General features: G+C 47.8%; 16 protein-coding genes. 4 read left to right on the forward strand and 12 right to left on the reverse strand.

Features of this window, described 5'->3' with window-relative positions:
* Positions 1-26 precede the first annotated feature (26 nt).
* From carA to folA, 3 genes are all read left to right on the forward strand, one after another.
* A complete protein-coding gene (gene carA, locus HH682_RS07245; RefSeq protein ID WP_214236915.1) occupies positions 27-1,175 on the forward strand; it encodes a glutamine-hydrolyzing carbamoyl-phosphate synthase small subunit in 1,149 nt (382 codons plus the stop codon).
* A 14-nt stretch (positions 1,176-1,189) separates the two neighbouring features.
* On the forward strand, positions 1,190-4,414 hold the full coding sequence (gene carB, locus HH682_RS07250; RefSeq protein WP_214236916.1) for a carbamoyl-phosphate synthase large subunit: 3,225 nt from the start codon (positions 1,190-1,192) through the stop codon (positions 4,412-4,414).
* Between the two features lie 127 nt (positions 4,415-4,541).
* On the forward strand, positions 4,542-5,027 hold the full coding sequence (folA, locus tag HH682_RS07255) for a type 3 dihydrofolate reductase (RefSeq protein ID WP_214236917.1): 486 nt from the start codon (positions 4,542-4,544) through the stop codon (positions 5,025-5,027).
* A gap of 36 nt (positions 5,028-5,063) precedes the next feature.
* Here folA and apaH read toward each other — a convergent pair whose 3' ends face one another.
* The 6 genes from apaH to lptD are packed head-to-tail and all read right to left on the reverse strand — an operon-like array spanning position 5,064 to position 11,807.
* Positions 5,064-5,891, reverse strand: a complete 828-nt coding sequence (apaH, locus tag HH682_RS07260) for a bis(5'-nucleosyl)-tetraphosphatase (symmetrical) ApaH (RefSeq protein ID WP_214236918.1) — start codon at positions 5,889-5,891, stop codon at positions 5,064-5,066.
* A gap of 26 nt (positions 5,892-5,917) precedes the next feature.
* The gene (gene apaG / locus HH682_RS07265) at positions 5,918-6,295 is read right to left on the reverse strand and encodes a Co2+/Mg2+ efflux protein ApaG (protein WP_214236919.1); all 378 of its coding nucleotides are present in this window, start codon (positions 6,293-6,295) and stop codon (positions 5,918-5,920) included.
* Positions 6,295-7,122 carry a 16S rRNA (adenine(1518)-N(6)/adenine(1519)-N(6))-dimethyltransferase RsmA gene (gene rsmA, locus HH682_RS07270; RefSeq protein ID WP_214236920.1) on the reverse strand — a complete coding sequence of 276 codons (828 nt, stop codon included), beginning with the start codon at positions 7,120-7,122 and terminating at the stop codon, positions 6,295-6,297. Before rsmA ends, apaG begins: the two co-directional genes overlap by 1 nt.
* Positions 7,115-8,107, reverse strand: a complete 993-nt coding sequence (pdxA, locus tag HH682_RS07275) for a 4-hydroxythreonine-4-phosphate dehydrogenase PdxA (protein ID WP_214236921.1) — start codon at positions 8,105-8,107, stop codon at positions 7,115-7,117. Before pdxA ends, rsmA begins: the two co-directional genes overlap by 8 nt.
* Positions 8,100-9,395 (reverse strand): peptidylprolyl isomerase SurA, encoded by a 1,296-nt coding sequence (gene surA / locus HH682_RS07280; protein WP_214236922.1) that lies wholly within the window; start codon positions 9,393-9,395, stop codon positions 8,100-8,102. The genes pdxA and surA overlap by 8 nt, the downstream gene beginning before the upstream one ends.
* 54 nt (positions 9,396-9,449) lie before the next feature.
* Complete coding sequence (gene lptD / locus HH682_RS07285; RefSeq protein ID WP_214236923.1) at positions 9,450-11,807, reverse strand: LPS assembly protein LptD; 2,358 nt, start codon at positions 11,805-11,807, stop codon at positions 9,450-9,452.
* 181 nt (positions 11,808-11,988) lie between these two features.
* Here lptD and djlA point away from each other — a divergent pair, with 181 nt between their 5' ends.
* A complete protein-coding gene (gene djlA, locus HH682_RS07290; protein WP_214236924.1) occupies positions 11,989-12,801 on the forward strand; it encodes a co-chaperone DjlA in 813 nt (270 codons plus the stop codon).
* A gap of 27 nt (positions 12,802-12,828) precedes the next feature.
* Here the strand turns inward: djlA and rluA are convergent, their stop codons facing one another.
* From rluA to HH682_RS07320, 6 genes are all read right to left on the reverse strand, one after another.
* Positions 12,829-13,479, reverse strand: coding sequence for a bifunctional tRNA pseudouridine(32) synthase/23S rRNA pseudouridine(746) synthase RluA (gene rluA / locus HH682_RS07295; RefSeq protein WP_214236925.1), 651 nt, complete (start codon positions 13,477-13,479; stop codon positions 12,829-12,831).
* A 36-nt stretch (positions 13,480-13,515) separates the two neighbouring features.
* Positions 13,516-16,422, reverse strand: coding sequence for an RNA polymerase-associated protein RapA (gene rapA, locus HH682_RS07300; protein ID WP_214236926.1), 2,907 nt, complete (start codon positions 16,420-16,422; stop codon positions 13,516-13,518).
* Between the two features lie 143 nt (positions 16,423-16,565).
* Positions 16,566-18,911 (reverse strand): DNA polymerase II, encoded by a 2,346-nt coding sequence (locus HH682_RS07305; RefSeq protein ID WP_214236927.1) that lies wholly within the window; start codon positions 18,909-18,911, stop codon positions 16,566-16,568.
* 139 nt (positions 18,912-19,050) lie between these two features.
* Positions 19,051-19,482: a hypothetical protein gene (locus HH682_RS07310; RefSeq protein ID WP_214236928.1), complete on the reverse strand. Its 432-nt coding sequence runs from the start codon at positions 19,480-19,482 to the stop codon at positions 19,051-19,053.
* On the reverse strand, positions 19,476-19,664 hold the full coding sequence (locus tag HH682_RS07315) for a hypothetical protein (RefSeq protein ID WP_338049319.1): 189 nt from the start codon (positions 19,662-19,664) through the stop codon (positions 19,476-19,478). The genes HH682_RS07310 and HH682_RS07315 overlap by 7 nt, the downstream gene beginning before the upstream one ends.
* 76 nt (positions 19,665-19,740) lie before the next feature.
* Complete coding sequence (locus HH682_RS07320) at positions 19,741-20,625, reverse strand: LysR family transcriptional regulator (RefSeq protein WP_338049320.1); 885 nt, start codon at positions 20,623-20,625, stop codon at positions 19,741-19,743.
* Positions 20,626-20,723 lie beyond the last annotated feature (98 nt).

Below are 20,723 nucleotides of genomic sequence, written 5' to 3' on the forward strand. Positions count from 1 at the left end.
TGACTATTTATTCCCTGGAGGAAGTTTTGATTAAGTCAGCAATTTTGGTTCTGGAAGACGGAACCGAGTTTCACGGCCGGGCGATCGGCGCATTGGGATCGGCAGTCGGAGAGGTCGTTTTCAATACATCAATGACCGGTTATCAAGAAATCCTTACTGATCCTTCCTACTCCCGCCAAATCGTCACTCTCACTTATCCCCATATTGGTAATGTCGGTACTAATCCCGCCGATGAAGAATCTTCTTCAGTCCATGCTCAAGGTCTTGTTATTCGTGACCTGCCACTCATTGCCAGTAACTATCGCAGCACCAGCGACTTATCATCCTATTTAAAACACCATAACATTGTGGCGATTGCGGATATTGATACCCGTAAGCTGACACGTCTTCTTCGCGAGAAAGGCGCCCAAAACGGCTGCATCGTGGCTGGGGATAATCCAGATGTTGCGGTAGCCTTAGAAAAAGCGAAGGCTTTCCCAGGGTTAAAGGGGATGGACCTAGCAAAAGAAGTCACAACTTCTGAAAGTTATAGCTGGAAGCAGGGTAGTTGGACACTGGAAAATGAATTACCTGATGCGCGTGACGAGGCGGATCTGCCTTGGCATGTTGTGGCCTATGACTTCGGGGCTAAACACAATATCTTACGTATGCTGGTGGACCGTGGATGTAAGCTGACAGTGGTGCCTGCGCAAACCTCCGCAGAAGACGTATTAGCCCTTAATCCAGATGGAATTTTCCTATCAAATGGTCCAGGAGATCCTGAACCTTGTGACTATGCGATTTCCGCTATTCAAGCGTTCCTCAACACAGAGATTCCTGTCTTCGGAATCTGTTTAGGACATCAACTGCTAGCGTTAGCGAGCGGAGCAAAAACCGTTAAAATGAAGTTGGGCCATCATGGTGGTAACCATCCGGTTAAAGACTTCGATAATAACGTGGTAATGATAACAGCACAAAACCATGGATTCGCGGTGGATGATCAGCAACTTCCTGAGTGCCTGCGTGTCACGCACCGTTCTCTTTTCGACCATACCGTACAAGGTATCCATCGTACTGATAAGCCAGCCTTCAGTTTCCAAGGTCACCCTGAAGCCAGCCCTGGCCCGCATGATGCGGCACCATTATTTGACCACTTTATTGAACTTATTAATGCTTACCGCGGCGCACAAGCGTAATCAGGAGAGAAGCAATGCCAAAACGTACTGACCTCAAATCTATCCTGATCTTAGGTGCTGGCCCAATTGTAATTGGTCAAGCCTGTGAGTTTGACTATTCGGGTGCACAAGCCTGTAAAGCGTTACGTGAAGAAGGTTATCGGGTTATTTTGGTCAACTCTAACCCAGCAACCATTATGACCGACCCTGAGATGGCTGATGCGACCTATATTGAGCCTATCAACTGGCAAGTCGTCAGAAAAATTATTGAGAAAGAGCGCCCTGATGCGGTGCTACCAACCATGGGCGGCCAGACTGCACTGAACTGCGCGCTAGAGCTTGAGCGTCAAGGTGTACTTGAAGAGTTCGGCGTGACGATGATCGGCGCAACAGCAGATGCGATCGATAAAGCCGAAGATCGCCAGCGTTTTGATAAGGCGATGAAAAAAATCGGCTTAGATACCGCACGTTCTGGTATTGCTCACACCATGGAAGAAGCATTAGCCGTTGCCGAAGATGTCGGTTTCCCATGTATCATTCGTCCTTCTTTCACTATGGGTGGCACTGGCGGCGGGATCGCTTACAATCGCGAAGAGTTTGAAGAGATCTGTGAGCGTGGTTTAGATCTTTCACCGACCAATGAGCTACTGATTGATGAGTCGCTGATCGGTTGGAAAGAGTATGAAATGGAAGTGGTGCGGGATAAAAATGATAACTGCATCATCGTCTGTTCCATCGAAAACTTCGATGCCATGGGGATCCATACCGGTGACTCAATTACCGTCGCGCCTGCTCAGACCCTCACCGACAAAGAATATCAAATCATGCGTAACGCCTCGATGGCGGTATTGCGTGAGATTGGTGTTGAAACCGGTGGTTCAAACGTACAGTTCTCGGTTAATCCTGAAAATGGTCGTTTAATTATCATTGAGATGAACCCACGTGTTTCTCGTTCTTCTGCACTGGCATCTAAAGCGACAGGCTTTCCGATTGCAAAAATTGCCGCAAAACTGGCGGTAGGTTATACCTTAGATGAGTTGATGAATGATATTACAGGTGGGCAGACCCCTGCATCGTTCGAACCGTCTATCGACTACGTTGTGACCAAAATTCCTCGCTTTAACTTCGAGAAATTTGCGGGAGCTAATGACCGTCTGACCACGCAAATGAAGTCTGTTGGGGAAGTCATGGCCATTGGTCGTACCCTACAAGAATCGATGCAAAAAGCGTTACGTGGACTTGAAGTGGGTGCTACAGGCTTCGACCCGAAAGTGGATGCCGACGATGTTGAAGCATTAACTAAGATTCGTCGTGAGCTGAAAGACGCGGGTGCAGACCGTATCTGGTATATCGCTGATGCGTTCCGCCATGGGATGTCTGTAGAGGGTGTGTTTAACCTGACCAATGTCGACCGCTGGTTCTTAGTACAAATTGAAGAGCTGGTTCGCCTTGAAGCACAAGTAACTCGCGGTGGCGTTCAGGTACTTACCGCTGACTTCCTCCGTCAACTTAAGCGTAAAGGCTTTGCTGATGCGCGCCTAGCCACCTTAACCGGTGTTGCGGAAGCTGAAATCCGTAAGCTACGTCAACAGTACAACCTCTACCCTGTTTATAAGCGTGTTGACACCTGTGCAGCGGAGTTTGCTACTGATACCGCGTACATGTATTCCACTTACGAAGAAGAGTGTGAAGCGCAGCCAGACAGTGATCGTGAAAAAATCATGATCCTCGGCGGTGGTCCGAACCGTATCGGTCAAGGTATCGAATTTGATTACTGCTGTGTCCATGCGGCCTTAGCTCTGCGTGAAGATGGTTATCAAACCATTATGGTTAACTGTAACCCTGAGACCGTCTCAACAGACTATGACACCTCTGACCGACTTTATTTTGAACCTGTAACTTTCGAAGATGTACTGGAGATCGTACGCATCGAAAAACCGAAAGGGGTTATCGTGCAGTATGGTGGCCAGACGCCGCTGAAATTAGCACGTGCCTTAGAAGCGGCCGGAGTACCCGTCATTGGAACCAGTCCTGATGCGATTGACCGAGCGGAAGACCGAGAGCGCTTCCAACAAGCGGTTGACCGTCTAGCATTAAAACAACCGGCTAATGCCACGGTGACGGCACTTGAGCAAGCCGTCGAGCGCGCCGCGAGCCTAGGCTATCCATTAGTCGTTCGTCCTTCTTATGTATTGGGCGGACGAGCAATGGAAATCGTGTATGACGAGCAAGATTTGAAACGTTATTTCCAAACGGCGGTTTCTGTTTCGAACGATGCCCCTGTCTTATTAGACCGCTTCTTAGATGATGCAGTTGAAGTGGACGTCGACGCGATTTGCGATGGCGAACGAGTGTTTATTGGCGGCATTATGGAGCATATCGAACAAGCCGGTGTTCACTCAGGTGACTCAGCCTGTTCTCTGCCAGCCTATACGCTTAGCAAAGAGATTCAAGACGTGATGCGTAAGCAAGTTGAGCAATTGGCATTCGAACTTAATGTTCGAGGCCTAATGAATGTTCAATTTGCGGTCAAGAATAATGAAGTTTATCTGATTGAGGTAAACCCTCGCGCCGCCCGTACAGTACCTTTTGTCTCGAAAGCGACTGGGGTACCGTTGGCGAAAGTAGCCGCACGAGTGATGGCAGGTAAAACCTTGGCAGAGCAGGGTGTGACCGAAGAAGTGATTCCTCCTTACTACTCGGTTAAAGAAGTGGTGCTTCCCTTCAACAAATTCCAAGGCGTTGACCCGATTCTGGGGCCAGAAATGCGCTCAACGGGTGAAGTCATGGGTGTTGGACGCACCTTCGCAGAAGCTTTCTCAAAAGCGATGCTCGGTGCCCAAGCAACCATGAAGAAACAAGGTCGTGCGTTACTTTCGGTACGCGAAGGCGATAAAAAACGCGTCGTCGATTTAGCCACGAAGTTACTAAAATTCGGCTTTGAATTGGATGCGACTCACGGTACCGCAGTGGTATTAGGCGAAGCGGGCATTAACCCTCGTTTAGTCAATAAGGTGCATGAAGGCCGCCCACATATCCAAGACCGTCTAAAAAATGGTGAGTACGCTTATATTGTTAACACCACGGCAGGACGTCAGGCTATCGAAGATTCACGGCTAATTCGTCGCAGTGCTCTGCAGTATAAAGTGCATTACGACACCACAATGAACGGTGGATTTGCGACAGCGATGGCGTTAAATGCTGACCCAACAGAGCGCGTTATCTCTGTCCAAGAAATGCATGCTGAGCTGAAAGCTTAAGCCCGAAGACAACGGCCTCTGAATGAGGCCGTTATTTTTTTCAAATCCTTTTTTTCCCATTAATGCCTCTCGACTAACGTCACGCCTTCTCGTATGATTGCGCGTCTTTTATGCAGAGAGTGCGACTATGTTAAGCTTAATTGCCGCGATGGCAACCGACCGTATCATCGGTAATGAAAATCAAATGCCTTGGCATCTACCCGCCGACTTCGCGTGGTTTAAACAGCAAACTCTGGGTAAACCTATTATTATGGGGCGCAAAACGTTTGAGTCCATCGGGCGTCCGCTGCCGGGTCGCAAAAATATCGTGATCAGCCGTCAGTCTCAACCTGCCCAAGAAAATGTTATTTGGGTAACCTCAGTCGACGACGCACTCGCTAGTGCCGCTGGCGCTGAAGAAATAATGGTTATTGGTGGGGGAAATCTCTATCAGCAACTGCTGCCTCAGGCACAAAGACTGTATTTGACGCATGTCGATGCCGAGATCGAAGGGGATACCCAATTCCCAGAATATGACCCCGATCAGTGGGAGCCTACCTACAGTGAATTTCGGGATGCTGATGAGGCGAACAGCTATGGCCTCTGTTTTGAAATATTGGAACGCCGCGCCTAGTTGCCAGGATGTCTACTACTAGGCATCCTGTCCTATTTATTCATCGGCTTTCTGCAGCGTAGAGGGCTGATGAAAATAGCGACCATCTTCCCAATGTAATAGCGTTAATGCTCCGCCCCAACAACAGCCAGTATCAAGTCCAATTACATTGCTTGGCGTGCCTTTACCCTCTAACGATGCCCAGTGACCAAATACTACGGTAAAGGCTTCGGGTAATTGTCGGGGAATATCAAACCACGGTTGTAATGGCGGGGTCGCCTCTTCGGGTTTTTCTTTACAGATCATATCTAACTGCCCCCCCGGAAAACAGTAACGCATCCGGGTCAACGCATTGGTACTGAACCGCAGACGCGCCAATCCAGTGAGGTTTTCGGACCAATTATTGGGCATATCGCCGTACATGGCATCTAACAGCAGTGGGTAGCTATCGCTTGCTAACACTGCCTCAATATCGCTTGCGCAGCGCTGCGCAGTTTCTAAATCCCACTGTGGCGTAATGCCAGCATGGGCCATAATGAGCTGTTTTTGTTGATCGATTTGCAGTAAGGGTTGGCGGCGTAACCAATTGATTAACTCGTCACAATCCTCGGCATCAAGCAGTGGTTGCAAACGATCCTTCGATTTATTTTTACTGACACCGGCGTACACGGCCAGTAAGTGAAGGTCGTGATTACCTAGAACGATTCGTGCCGAATCACCGAGTGATTTCACTTTTCTCAACACCTTCAGCGAATCTGGCCCACGAGCGACCAAATCACCGGTTAGCCACAATTGGTCCTGGGCAGGATCAAAGGCAACCTGATCCAGCAATTGGCAGAGTTCTTGATAGCAGCCATGAATATCGCCGATTAAATAGGTACTCATTATCACCCTTTCAGAGAAAATTACGCTTAGTGCAGGGCACCTTCAACAGCTAATAGAAAAAGTGGAATGGGGGCCTTAAACTCGCTTCCATCCTCATTTCGCATCAGGTAATGGCCTTGCATAGTACCGACTGGGGTTTCAAGCATTGCGCCGCTGGTGTATTGGAAGCGCTCGCCAACCTTAAGTTTAGGTTGCTTACCGATTACTCCTTCCCCTTCAACCTCAGTGACTTTTTCATTACCGTCAGTGATCAGCCAGTAACGCTCAAGCAACTGCATCGGCTGGTCACCCTGGTTCTCTAAGGTAATAGTATAGGCGAATTGGTACTGATCGGCATCCGGCGCCGAGTGCGCCGGAAGATAATGAGTTGTTACGCTAATAATTAAGGCGGTTGTTTCCGACATTATTCCTCGCGAGTTTGCTGGGGAGGGTGCGCTGTCAACCATTGAGCAAGCTGACAATATTGAGCGACAGTGACATTTTCTGCACGAATTGAACCATTAATACCTAATTGCTCTAATACTTCGGTACTGAACAGATGACCTAAGCTATTACGCAATGTTTTACGGCGCTTACCAAAAGCCTCTAAGGTAATGCGACCGAGTACGCGCACATCCACCTCGGGGTAAGGCGATTGTTGATGTGGCACTAAACGAACCACGGCCGAATCAACTTTTGGTGGTGGAGTAAATGAATGAGGAGGGACTTCAAGCACCGGGATCACTTGGCAATAATACTGCGCCATCACGGTTAAGCGGCCATAAGCTTTACTATCTGGACCCGCTACTAAGCGGTTAACGACCTCTTTTTGCAGCATAAAATGCATATCTTTAATGGCTTTGGTGAAGCTAAAAAGATGGAACATCAGAGGCGTTGAGATGTTATAGGGCAAGTTACCGAATACCCGTAAAGGTTGACCTTTTTGTTCAGCGAGTTCGCCAAAGTTAAAGGTCATCGCATCTTGTTGAAAGATGGTAAGTTTAGGGCCTAAAAATGGGTGTGTTTGTAAGCGAGCGGCAAGATCACGGTCTAATTCGACAACGGTGAGCGTATCAAGACGCTCGCCAACAGGTTCGGTGAGGGCACCTAATCCCGGTCCAATCTCGACCATCGCATCCTGTTTGGTCGGATGGATAGCCGCAACAATGCTCTCAATAACATAGCTGTCATTCAGAAAGTTTTGTCCAAAACGTTTGCGGGCAAAGTGCCCCTGATGTACGCGATTATTCATTACTACTCTTAATCATAGTGATAGCAAGGCGAAGTGCAGTGATAAAGCTGCCTGTGTCCGCCTGGTGTGTACCGGCTAAGTCGAGGGCCGTACCATGGTCGACTGAAGTCCGGATAAAAGGTAAGCCGAGAGTGATATTCACAGCGCGACCAAAACCTTGGTATTTTAATACTGGGAGGCCTTGGTCGTGATACATGGCTAACACCGCATCTGCCTGCTGCAAATATTTCGGTTGAAACAAGGTGTCAGCAGGAAGAGGCCCGCTGAGTCGGTAGCCGTGCTGTCGCAGTTCAGCCAATACCGGTTCAATCACCTCAATCTCTTCACGTCCCATGTGCCCATTTTCTCCGGCATGCGGATTCAGACCACTGACTAAAATATGGGGCTCAGTAAGTCCGAATTTACGGCACAAGTCGGAATGTAAAATGGTGATCACTTCGCGCAAGCTCTGCTGAGTGATTGCGGCTGAGACATCTTTTAACGGGAGATGTGTCGTGGCGAGCGCAACGCGCAATGCTTCTGTCGCCAGCATCATCACCACACGTGGCGTTGATGAGCGTTCAGCGAAGAATTCAGTGTGGCCGGTAAAAGGGATGCCAGCATCATTGATGACGCCTTTATGAACAGGCCCTGTGACTAAGGCATCGAATTCACCACTCAAATTTCCATCACATGCCCGAGCAAGAGACGCTAATACATACTGACTGTTAGCGGGATTCAGCACACCGGGTAAAGTCGCCGCAGGCAGCGGAATAGGGCAAAGCGTTAAGCTCCCTGCTGCTTGAGGCTGCGCAGGCACTTGCGGTTGATAAGGGTGCAGTGTAAGAGGTAAACCTAGCATTTCAGCACGCTGAAGGAGTAGCGCGCGATCGGCACAGACAACAAGCTCGGCGGGCCAAGCCTGTTGTGCCAGTCGCACAATCAAGTCAGGGCCAATCCCGGCGGGGTCGCCGGGAGTGATAGCGATACGAGGAGTATTAGCCATTAGAGTCTAAGATTTTTACATAAGCTGAAGCGCGTTCTTCTTGCATCCAAGTTTGCGCTTCTTCGGCAAACTTACGGTTGAAGAGAATACGGTAAGCTCTATCTTTTTCGGCTTCGTCGGTTTTATCGACTTGGCGTGTCCCTAATAGTTCAATCAGGTGCCAACCAAAGGAAGAGTGAACGGGTTGACTGAGTTTATTCGGTGATAAGTGCATTAATGCATCACGGAAAGCAGGATCATAGATAGTTGGAGAAGCCCAACCTAAATCGCCGCCTTGGTTAGCAGAACCTGGGTCATCAGAGTTTTGGCGCGCAGCGTTAGCAAAAGTCGTTTTACCACTGCGGATATCTGCAGCAATTTGCTCGATTTTGGCACGTGCTTGGTCATTACTCATGATTGGCGATGTTTTAACCAAAATGTGACGAGCATGGACTTCGGTCACCGAGACGTTTTTACTTTCGCCACGCACGTCGTTTACTCTCAGGATGTGGAAGCCAACACCTGAGCGGATCGGGCCAATGATATCGCCTTTTTGTGCAGTGCTTAAAGTTTGGCTAAACAGAGAAGGGAGTTCTTCAATTTTACCCCAACCCATATTACCGCCTTTGAGCGCTTCAGGTGAGGCAGAATAGGTCACTGCCATTTTACCGAAGTTCGCGCCACCGCGCAGTTCACCCACTAACTTCTTGGCTAAATCTTCTTCATCATCGACCTGTTGTTGCGTCGGATTCTCGGGAAGAGGGAGCAGGATCATGCTCAGGTTCATCTCGGTACCCGGGACGTTTTGGGCAGCAACTTGCTTGGCTAACGTATCAACTTCTTGAGGAAGAATAGTGATACGGCTACGAACTTCGTTATTTCTGACCGAAGCAATCGTCATTTCATGACGGATTTGTGTACGATAAGTAGCGTAATTCATGCCATCGTAAGCTAAACGACTCCGTAATTGATCAAGCGTCATGTGGTTTTGAGTGGCGATATTCTTGATTGCCTCATCGACCTCTTGATCGCTGATCGTGACGCCTGCGCGCTGACCTTGTTGCATGATGATGCTATCCATGATCTGACGCTCTAAAATCTGATGGCGCAGCGTGGCATCGTCGGGCAACTGTTGACCGGCCTGATGAGCTTGACTCTTGACGGAAGCCATCATGCTATCAATATCACTTTCTAGGACTACGCCATTGTTGACAACGGCTGCAACTTTATCAATGACTTGAGGCGCTGCGAAAGCATGACTTGCATTCGCCATTAAAGCACCCAGCATCAGGAGTTTCCAATTCTTCATACATTTTCCATCGTTAAGACCGCAATGCGGAAATTACCGGTTATCGACTAATGACTAAAACGCTGGCTGATAAGGGATAATTCCCTGAGTCCGCATTTCTGCGGTACCTAGACCGTAGTTAGCCCCTAATCCTCGGAACTCAATATTAAATGAGATCTGATTATCGTACTCACTGGTATTGTTTTGCCAGCCATTGATCTTACGTTCATAACCCAAGCGTACCGCGTAGCAACATGAGCTATACTGCACGCCAAGTAGCTGCTCAGCAGGCTTACTATTACGTGTATCATAATAGTAGGCGCCGACAACAGACCAAGCATCAGCAATTGGCCAACTGGCGGTAGCACCCACTTGCGATATCCCATTCTTATAGATTGGGCTAGTGGTGTAAATTGAGTTATTCATCGCGCGAGCAATGTATTCAGGGCTACTGTAGCGATAGTTCAGTTGTATCACACGGTCATTATCTTGGCGGTATTCAATACCGGCATTACCTTGCGCCACGTTGTTTAAGTGGGTGTCATACTGTAAGCCACCCCGTAAACCCCATTGGTCAGTCATACGCCAGTAGGTATCACCAGCCCAAATAATACTTCCCGTATCATTATCATCCGACGGATCACCCGTACGTGAGCGAGTAAACGCGTAGATTTGACCTACGGAGGCATTAAAACGTTCAACTAAATTTTCATCATAGATACGGGTGGTGATTCCCGTTGCGACTTGGTTAGTCGACGCAATACGATCTAAACCACTATAAGTCCGATCACGGAATAACCCCGTGTAATCGGTTTGCAATAAGGTCGAATCGTAAGGGTAGATATTATTTTGATTGCGATAAGGCGTGTAAAGGTACTGAACACGGGGTTCTAGCGTTTGGGTATAGCCTTGTGCCCAATCCATATCACGGTCAAACACTAACTTACCATCAACCTTGAATTGTGGCAGTGTCCGGTTCACCGAGCTTTTCAGATTATAATCCCCACCATTTGGTAGGTCGTTGGCATTTTGCAAATGCTCTTGCTGGTAGTGCGTAGCAAGTAATTTTGCTTCGGTATTTAAGCTCGCCCAGCCATTGGAAAGAGGTAAATCAATGGTCGGTTCAATATGAAGCCGTGTTGCACGGGGTAACCGCGAGTTGGTATTGGTAAAGCGTGCAAACTGACCGTAAACGTGGGTATCGAATGGCCCGACATCATTTTGATAAAGATTGACATCTAACTGCGGTAATGTGCGATAGATACTGGTATTTAACTTATTGAAAGTTTGGAAATCACGCGTCGAGAGTGTAGCGTCCCAGTTTCTAGCGGCGTAACCAAAACTAAATTTCTGATCGGCATAGCCATCAGTGGAGCTGTAGTATTTCGAGTCGAGGTCGTTAAAATAGTAACGGTCGCTAACTTTGGTGTAGTTAGCGTTAAAGCGCCAGTGCTGATCATAGACCCCACTGTGATTCCAATAGAATAACCAACGCTTCGAGCTATCGCCCTCAGAGATCCCTCGAGCGCTTTGTTGCTTATCGTACTGGTTATCAGAACCCAAGTAGTCGAACTCCATTAACCCCGCGCCTAATACGGATAGATAACGGAATTCATTTTGCAACTGCATACCCCGTTTGCTCATGTAGTGCGGAGTAATGGTGGCATCCATTTGTGGCGCGATATTCCAGTAATAAGGCAACATAAATTCGACGCCATTTTTACTGCCATACTTCGCGTTAGGAATCAGGAAACCTGAACGACGGCGATCGCCGATCGGCATCTGTAGATAAGGGCTATAAAAAACAGGTACTGACCCGATTTTAAATCTCGCATTCCAAATTTCAGCCACTTCTTCTTGGCGGTCTTCAATGATTTCTGACCCAACGACACTCCAGCTGTTGGCGTTAGGTAAACAGGTAGTGAAGCTACCATTTTCTAGAATGGTGTAGCGATTATTACCGCGTTGCTTCATTTGAGAACCCGTACCACGTCCTTGGCGGCCAACCATTTGGTAGTTACCGTCCCAAACATTAGTATCTTTGGTAGTTAAATTGGACCAGGCTTTAGGGCCTTTTAATATGACTTGGTTATCGTCGTAGTGGACGTTACCGAGTGCATCCACCGTGCGGGTGGGGGTGGTTTGCCCCGCTTGTTGGCGTTGATGCAGTTGCACTTGGTCAGCAAGAAGTCGACTATTCCCTTGATTAACATCTACTTTACCGTCGAATACCGCATCGTCAGGGTAATTACCTTTAACACTATCTGAATGAATAGTGACTGGCTGAGTATTCGGATCACTATTGACCAGCGGACGATTATAAGAAGGTACGCCCAGCATACATTGCGACATCAGATCGTCAGCAAGCGAATACTGGCTGTATAGGGCTGATCCAATCATAGTGGCCAGCAATGTAGGTAGTCTTTTATTCATACGCGGTATCTAAGATTCCGTTAGTTCTGGCAAGGGGCCAGCAGTCCGATAAAGAGTAACTTACCGAAAGTATCAGCGCCAGCGATAATCGTGATTAAGCTGGTTTAGCGATAGGCGGTTTAGTAAATGACGGGTATGATAATCGAAAATGAAAACATTAGCATGACGAATTGAGGAGTTTATGCGCTACCGAGGCAAAGTTATTGGTTTTTTATTGGGGCTCTTTTCAGGGGTAGGGTTTTGGGGCATCGTCGGCGGCGTACTCCTCGGGCATCTCGTCGATACTGTAATGTCCAATTTTGCTGGAAATTTTAAGGGTACAGCTCACTCGAGACAGAACTTGTTTTTCATTACGACTTTTCAAGTTATGGGGCATTTAACCAAATCAAAAGGTCGAGTCACTGAGGCGGATATCCAGCTGGCCTCAACTATTATGGATCGCATGCAGTTACAAGGTGCGTCGCGACAACTCGCGCAACAAGCGTTCCGTGAAGGGAAAGAGACTGACTTTCCGCTGCGCCAAAAATTACGTGAATTTAGACAGGCGTGCGTGGGGCGAGTTGATCTGATAAAGATTTTTCTGGAAATCCAAATTCAAGCTGCACTTGCCGACGGTGAGTTACATCCAAATGAACAGCAAGTCTTATATATTATTGCGGAAGAACTTGGCATTTCGCGTCAGCAGTTCGAACTATTCATTCGAATGATGGCGGGGGGAAGCCATTTTGGACAGCAAGGTTACTCGCAACAACAAGGGGGATTTCGCCAAGCGCCTCAGGGACCAACATTGCAAGATGCCTGCTCCGTATTAGGCGTATCCCCCGAAGATGATGCATTAACCATCAAACGCGCCTATCGGAAGTTAATGAGTGAGCACCACCCGGATAAGCTGGTAGCAAAGGGCTTACCGCCAGAGATGATGACCTTAGCAAAAGAGAAGACGCAAAAAATTCAATCAGCTTACGAACTGATCCGCACACAGAAAGGCTTTTAACCTCAAGGTGTGCGCAGCCTGCAGAGATTAGAAATCTGCAGGCTGTTTAAATGTCATACTGTTACCGAAAACTGGATGAGTGATGGTAAGACGCTCGGCATGGAGTAATAACCGAGTGGATAATGCTTTCGCTTCCGGTGAGGCATAAAAGTTGTCCCCCAAGATGGGATGCCCCATTGCTAACATGTGCACACGTAACTGGTGGGAGCGCCCGGTAATAGGTTTGAGCTGGACACGACAACTCACGGCATCTCGTTCGAGTACTTCCCACTCTGTTTGTGCTGCTTTACCGGTTTCAAAGCAAACTTTCTGTTTAGGGCGATTTGGCCAATCGCAAATTAATGGCAAATCGACTAATCCCTCATCGGGCAATAGCTGCCCCCATACCTGAGCAATATAGGTTTTAGACGGCTCTCGCTCACGGAACTGGCGTTTTAATTCGCGCTCAGCAGCCTTGGTCAAGGCCACCACCATCACGCCGCTAGTTGCCATATCAAGGCGATGCACCGACTCGGCACTAGGAAAGTCACGCTGGATACGCGTCATAATACTGTCATTATGTTCCGGCAGACGTCCAGGTACCGATAATAGGCCACTCGGCTTATTGACCACGATAATATGCTCATCCTGATACAGAATATGCAGCCAAGGTTCAAGGGGTGGGTGGTAAGCTTCCATTTTCTATCCTAGAGGGGGTAGCCCCCCTCATAACTTTTACTGATGGGTAACGACGATCAGGCGTAACGCGTCTAATCGCCAATTCGCTTGCGATAAGCTTTCAAGAACTTCTTGACGATTATCACGTAGCGCATCAATTTCATCTTCACGAATGTTAGGGTTAACGCTTTGCAGCGCTTCCAAACGTGCCAGTTCTGCAGTGAGCTGTTTCTCAGCCGTTTGCTGTGCTTCTGCAATCACCGCTTGCGCGCTCGCACTAACCAGTTGCTCGCCATTGGTAAGAATTTGGTGGACTTCTTGCTGCACCGCATTCACCAGCTTGCTCCCGGTGTGACGATTGACCGCGTTAAGTTGGCGATTGAAACTTTCGAACTCCACCTTATCGGCCAGATTATTCCCTTTCGTATCGACTAGTAGACGTAACGGCGTTGGTGGCAGGAAGCGTGTCAGTTGTAGCTGTTTCGGTGCTTGTGCTTCGACAACGTAGATCAGTTCCAGTAATAGAGTGCCGACCGGTAAGGCTTTATTTTTCAATAAAGAGAGGGCGCAACTTCCGGTGTCGCCAGATAAAATCAGGTCAAGGCCATTACGAATTAACGGATGTTCCCAAGTAATGAACTGGGTATCTTCACGGGATAAGGCTTGGTTACGGTTAAAGGTAATGGTGCAACCATCTTCCGGTAATCCTGGAAAATCAGGAACTAGCATATGGTCGGATGGGGTTAACACAATCAAGTTATCGCTACGGTCTTCTTGATTAATTCCGACAATATCGAACAGATTTAGGGCAAAGTTGACCAACGCGGTATCGTTATCTTGTGCAGCTATCTCATCGGCGAGACGTTCGGCTTTTTCTCCGCCATGAGAATGCAGCTCTAATAAGCGGTCACGGCCCGATTCAAGCTGAGATTTTAGATCGTCATGTTGCGCTCGACAGTGCTGAATAAAGTCTTCCAAGCCTTCATCCTTTTCTGGCGTAACCAAGAATTCTAATAGCTGTGGGTGCACACTATCGTAAATGGTACGGCCGGTCGGACAGGTACTTTCGAACGCGTCTAGCCCTTCATGGAACCAACGTAATAACACCGCTTGCGCCGTGTTTTCTAACCATGGCACCATGATTTCGATATCATGTAACTGACCGATACGATCTAGGCGGCCAATACGTTGTTCTAAGAGATCCGGGTTGAAGGGAAGATCGAACATCACCATACGGCTGGCGAATTGGAAGTTACGTCCTTCTGAGCCAATCTCTGAGCAGAGCAAGACCTGTGCACCGTCTTCTTGCGAAGCAAAGAAGGCCGCCGCTTTATCGCGTTCAATAATCGACAGTCCTTCATGGAATACGGCTGCGCGGATCCCCTCGCGCTCACGCAATACTTGCTCTAACTGAAGCGCAGTCGCGGCTTTTGCACAGATAACGAGGACTTTCTCTTTACGGTGTTCCAGCAGGTAGTTAATCAACCACTCCACACGAGGATCAAAAGCCCACCAGGTTCCGTTATCCCCTTCGAACTCTTGGTAAATTTGCTCAGGATAGAGCAAGTCGCGAGCACGTTCATCTTTGCTCTTACGTCCCGACATAATACCAGAGACTTTGATCGCCGTCTGGTATTGGCTTGGTAGCGGTAAACGAACGGCATGTAACGCGCGTTTCGGGAAGCCTTGTACCCCTTGACGGGTATTACGGAACAGTACGCGGCTGGTACCATGGCGATCGGTTAACATCTCGACCAGTTGCTGACGGGCGACCAAGCGCTCGTCGCTGTCACTGTTCGCTTGCAGGATCAGCGGACGAATATCTTGCTCTTTAATCAAGCCGTTAATCACGGCGATTTGTTGATCGGCTAGTGGCTCTTCCGCTAAGAGGTTGGCAACGGCATCCGCAACGGGTTGGAAGTGACGCTGTTCTTCTACAAACGCATCGAAATCATGGAAGCGGTCGGCATCGAGTAGACGTAAACGGGCAAAGTGGCTTTCCATGCCTAATTGTTCTGGCGTGGCGGTTAATAGCAATACGCCGGGGACCACATCGGCAAGTTTTTCAATCACTTGGTATTCACGACCTGGCTTACCCTCGGACCAAGAGAGGTGATGGGCTTCATCGACCACCATCAAGTCCCAATCGGCTTCCAGCATATCTTCTAAACGTTGCTTATTTTTGCACACAAAATCCAATGAGCAGATCACCAACTGTTCGGTGAAAAAGGGATTGGTGCTGTCAAAGCGTGCTTCATTATAACGTTCATCGTCGAACAGCGCGAAGTGGAGGGTAAAGCGGCGCAGCATTTCTACCAGCCACTGATGTTGCAGTGTCTCAGGGACAATAATCAAGACTCGTTCAGCGCGTCCAGCAAGCAGTTGCTGTTGGATAATCATGCCGGCTTCAATGGTTTTACCCAGTCCGACTTCGTCAGCGAGTAAGACGCGTGGTGCATGACGACGACCCACATCTTGCGCGATGTGTAGCTGGTGAGGGATCAGATTAGTACGCATCCCGCGCATGCCACTGGTGGGTAAACGGTATTGCTCACTTTGGTATTTTCTTGCACGGTAGCGTAACGCGAACCGGTCCATCCGGTCCAATTGTCCGGCGAACAGGCGATCCTGTGGCTTACTAAAGATAAGTTTACTGTCTAACATCACCTCGCGTAACACCACATTGGCTTCCTGTGTGTCGCTTCGCGTACCGATATAAGCAATGAGACCATTTTCATCGCGTACCTCGTCAACGACCAGTTGCCAACCTTCGTGGCTGGTAATGGTATCGCCTGGATTAAACATGACACGAGTGATAGGAGAATCATTACGGGCATAAAGTCGGTTTTCGCCGGTGGCTGGGAAAAGTAAGGTCACCATGCGTGCATCGATTGCAACGACAGTTCCCAGTCCAAGTTCACTTTCTGTATCACTAATCCAGCGCTGACCAAGTGTAAAAGGCATAAATTTTGCTCGATTCTCTTAATTATAGGGATGTATTGATTCACGGATAACGGGCCGAACATCGTTTCCACCCAGGTGGTGGGTAAAGGCCAGGTTATTTTGAAGGGCGCTATGGTACTGGAAGGCGGAGGATTCGTCACCTATCAAAATAGACCAAGTTGCCCAGTCATCACATTTTCAAAATTGCCGCCGACAAAACCGAGAATACCTTCTGCGACGGGCTGCAATTGCTTGGTTAAGTAATGAGTATAGTCGAGGGGAGCGGTCATTGCTGTAATGGGCTCTGGCCCTGCGAGGGTGATAACATAACGAATTGAGCTACCGCGACGAAAAGTCGACTTGTGCCCTTGTGCCATGGCGGCCTTTTCCGCAAGGCGAGCTGCACGCACATGAGGGGGAATGTTTTTTTCGTAATCGGCGAGTGGACGACGTAAGCGTTTTTTATAGACAAGCTGATCGTCCAACTTCCCCGCCAGCAGTTGTTGAACGGTATGTTGCATATAGTCTTCCCAAGGCTGATCACGGAAAATAAGGCCATAAAGCGTTTGTTGAAATTGTTGGGCGAGCGGCGTCCAGTCGGTGCGCACTGTCTCAAGACCTTTAAAGACTAAATTCTCCTCGCCGTTATTCATCACTAAGCCGGCGTAACGTTTCTTACTGCCTTGTTCTGCGCCACGGATGGTGGGCATCAGAAAACGACTAAAATGGCGCTCATACTCAATCTCCAAGGCACTATTTAACCCTAGTTCTTGCTGTAACGTCTCGTGCCACCATTGGTTAATTACTGTCACCAACTGCTGGCCAATCGCGTCAGCTTTCTGTTGATCACACTGTGCACCGAGCGAAATAAAGGTTGAGTCGGTATCACCGTAAATGACGGTGTAACCCTGTTGTTCAATAAGTTGTCGAGTTTGTTGCATGATTTCGTGGCCGCGCAGCGTAATCGAGGAGGCAAGGCGAGGATCGAAAAAACGACAAGAGGGTGTACCGAGCACACCGTAAAAAGCATTCATAATAATTTTTAGCGCCTGCGACAGTGGGGCATTCTTTTCACGCTTCGCTTTTTCTCGTCCTTGCCAAATTTGTTCGACAATAGCAGGTAGACAATGCACCGTTCGTGAAAACTGCGCAGAGAGGAATCCAGGTACTGCATGTTCGGGATTGGCTAAACCGACAATTAAGCCAACGGGATCGATTAAGAATGTACGAATGATCGAGGGATACAGACTTTTATAATCCAGCACAATCACCGACCGGTAGAGACCGGGCTGTGAATCCATGACAAATCCCCCCGGGCTTGGTTGCGGGGCGATATCGCCGAGATTAGGGGCGACAAATCCTAAACGATGCATACGCGGCAGGTAGAGATGCGTGAAAGCAGCTATCGATCCCCCGTGACGATCGGCAGGTAGCCCATTAGTGCTGGCGCGCTCAAGAAGAAATGCCATTAATTCGGTTTTTTGAAAGATACGTGTGACCAGCTCGCAGTCCTTCAAGTTATAGCGAGCAAGCGCGACTTTATCTTGGCGAAAGCGTTGGTTAATTTCTGCCATTCGATCGTGTGGCGTTGCGCTATCTTTACCCTCTCCGAGTAGAGTTTGAGACACATTCTCCAAACTAAAAGAGGGGAAATCCCAGAAAGCCGATTTTAACGCATCAATACCATCGATAATCCAGCGTCCTGCAGCTTGCGCGCTAAATACGCCAGGCTTGAAGCCATGTTCTTGCCAGACTAACAGCCCGCCGCCGCGACCGAGTTTTAGTGGCAGGCCAAAACGTTCAGCCTCGCGATGCAAGATACGCAGATCGAATTGAATGACATTCCACCCGATAAGGACATCTGGATCGTGGGTTGCCATCCACTGATTAAGAGCATGGATCAGATCGCGTGGGTGGGAGACATAGGTCAGGATAAAATCAGGGTGTTCCTCACTCGGTGTCGGCGGGCCGAGCATATAGACCTGTCGCTGTCCGCAGCCTTCTAAGCCAATACAGTAGAGTTCGCCACGCTCGTTAGTTTCGATATCTAAGGAGACCCATTTAAGCCTCGGGCGATAGTCAGGATGGGGTTTTAGCCGAGTCGGCTCGGCCGTTGAGCTTTTTCCTATCCAGACCGGCGCGGTAATGAACCGCTCCATCATATAACGATCGGTGGGGCGAATATCCGCTTCGTAAAGAGGAATATTGGCCTCAGCGAATTGTTGTGTAATGGCTTTGAGCGACCGTTGTTGCCTAAGGTAGAGTGTTGTTTGCCGGCGATGAGAAAAATCGTTTAACGCTGAATCTTGCAGGGTAACCCCCTGATGTTCGGCCAGAAGGTTTTCCACTTCGCTACGATATTCCGTCGGGAAGAATGCCGTTGCACGCTGCAAGGGAACCGAGATAGAGAGCGGGCCTTGGTCAGTCGCAAGCCAAAAAGAGACTTCAATCCCCCTAGGGGTATCGCGCCAATGACGAGTTAAGATAAAACCGGCCGTAATATTTTCCACATCGCTTCCTTATCATTAAGGGGTTCTACGCCGGAAGCCGCCAAAATTTACTTCACTGTTGCTCAGTCAAATCTTGAAGAATTTAGAAAATAAAGTACTTCGGTTGAGACGTACTTTAAATTATAACAATCTGGTTTTTTTATTCTGAATTGGATCCATCCTCAGAAGTGTATGTACCCTCAAAAGGATCTGCCCACTTATAATCATTATAAAATAATGTTGCTACATCACCAGTATCCCACAGTAGTGTTCCTCCTCCGCTGGAGGAAATCTTCCACTTACCACGAGTATTGTTGCTAAATTCAATGATTCCCTTAGCATAACAAGGGGAGTAACGTTCATGGACATTGAAATTTAAAGGCACAGGATATGCTTTAGAAAAGAATTCTCTCACATCTTTCTCTGTGATTTTAAACACACGGCAACCATCCATCACATTTTTCGACTCATCGTCACTTTTTCCTGTTTCATTAATTTTAACTTCTACTATTGTCCTGGGTGCAATGTGGTCTGCAAAAGCCACATTTATGGTAAAAATCACACCCAATATAGAAAATATTTTTTTTACCATCGGGCTGTGCCTGCTTCTGTCATAACTTTATATGATACTTCAGGGTGTCTAAATATTTCAGTCATTGATACTTTCAATGTGTCAGTAAGTTCTGCTACAAGCCATCTTAAAGAGCTATTTTGTGCATCATTTACTTTTTCATAAACAGCATTTCTCCCTTCGCCTGAAGTGGGTTTTCCCACAATTTCTATCCCCAGAGAGTCAAAGTTAGCAGGGTATCTTTCCGGGTATGGCTTCTTCTGTTCTATAGTCGCTAAGTTATTTTTTTAATGGTAAAGCCTCTTGTAAGGCTTCTAGCATAAAATTAACTCTTGCGGAGCTGTATTTTTTGCGTAGGTAAAGCGCATTGAGCTTCCTTGCCGGTAATGGATAGTTTTCTAAAATGGGGACGAGTAACCCAGTATTGATAGCGTCCTCTAAAAACATTTTAGCTTGGATGATAATCCCCATTCCTGAAATAGCGCCTTGTTTAATCACTTCACTAGAGTCACTGGTCAGTCGGCTATTTTTAATATTCTCTTTGAAAGACGTAGTTTGCCATTGGTCTAAGATACTGCCATTTAGAGAGATACATTGGTGCTTGAATAAATCTTCAGGTTTTTCAGGGGTGCCAAATTGCTCGAGATAGCTTGCGCTTGCACAAGCGACGAGTTCGTAGTCTGTGAGGGGCCTTGCAATGATATCCGTACTATCTGGTGGCTCGCCAATTCTTATCGCAATATCAATGTCCTCTCGCATGATATCGACGAGTCTATCTGTTAAAGAGAGATGTATATGTGTAGCGGGAAATCGATCCATGTAGTTTAAAGAAAATGGCAAAATTCTTTTTTTACCTAATATCTCAGGGCAAGAAATAGTCAGTTGACCAGAGGGAATTAGTTGATCATTTCTTAACCTCTCTTCACCTTCATCGACTAACTCTAAAACCTTTTTACAATGATGATAATATTCTCCCCCGGACGCGGTAAGGGAAATTCGACGAGTAGTGCGATTTAATAATTGAGTTTTTAAGTTGTTTTCCAATAACTTCAAGTGCTTACCTACCATTGTTGGCGATAATCTTAATTTTTCAGCAGCGCGATTAAGGCTGCCCAGTTCTACGGTAATCCCCCCATTTTTAACGGAGGTAATAAGTAGAATCAGTTAACACGTTGAATATGCTGCATCGGTGTAAAACCATTCAGTGCCATATTCGGTCGTTCATGATTATAAATCCATTGCCATTTTGTCGCATATTCCTG

This window comes from Rosenbergiella gaditana (assembly GCF_018494065.1).
Taxonomy (GTDB): domain Bacteria; phylum Pseudomonadota; class Gammaproteobacteria; order Enterobacterales; family Enterobacteriaceae; genus Rosenbergiella; species Rosenbergiella gaditana.

Coding starts and splice junctions, on each gene's coding strand:
- carB (WP_214236916.1), top strand. CDS start 1,190: ATGCCAAAACGTACTGACCTCAAATCTATCCTGATCTTAGGTGCTGGC.
- rluA (WP_214236925.1), bottom strand. CDS start 13,479: ATGGAAGCTTACCACCCACCCCTTGAACCTTGGCTGCATATTCTGTAT.
- djlA (WP_214236924.1), top strand. CDS start 11,989: ATGCGCTACCGAGGCAAAGTTATTGGTTTTTTATTGGGGCTCTTTTCA.
- apaH (WP_214236918.1), bottom strand. CDS start 5,891: ATGAGTACCTATTTAATCGGCGATATTCATGGCTGCTATCAAGAACTC.
- HH682_RS07310 (WP_214236928.1), bottom strand. CDS start 19,482: ATGGTAAAAAAAATATTTTCTATATTGGGTGTGATTTTTACCATAAAT.
- lptD (WP_214236923.1), bottom strand. CDS start 11,807: ATGAATAAAAGACTACCTACATTGCTGGCCACTATGATTGGATCAGCC.
- folA (WP_214236917.1), top strand. CDS start 4,542: ATGTTAAGCTTAATTGCCGCGATGGCAACCGACCGTATCATCGGTAAT.
- apaG (WP_214236919.1), bottom strand. CDS start 6,295: ATGTCGGAAACAACCGCCTTAATTATTAGCGTAACAACTCATTATCTT.
- rsmA (WP_214236920.1), bottom strand. CDS start 7,122: ATGAATAATCGCGTACATCAGGGGCACTTTGCCCGCAAACGTTTTGGA.
- pdxA (WP_214236921.1), bottom strand. CDS start 8,107: ATGGCTAATACTCCTCGTATCGCTATCACTCCCGGCGACCCCGCCGGG.
- rapA (WP_214236926.1), bottom strand. CDS start 16,422: ATGCCTTTTACACTTGGTCAGCGCTGGATTAGTGATACAGAAAGTGAA.
- surA (WP_214236922.1), bottom strand. CDS start 9,395: ATGAAGAATTGGAAACTCCTGATGCTGGGTGCTTTAATGGCGAATGCA.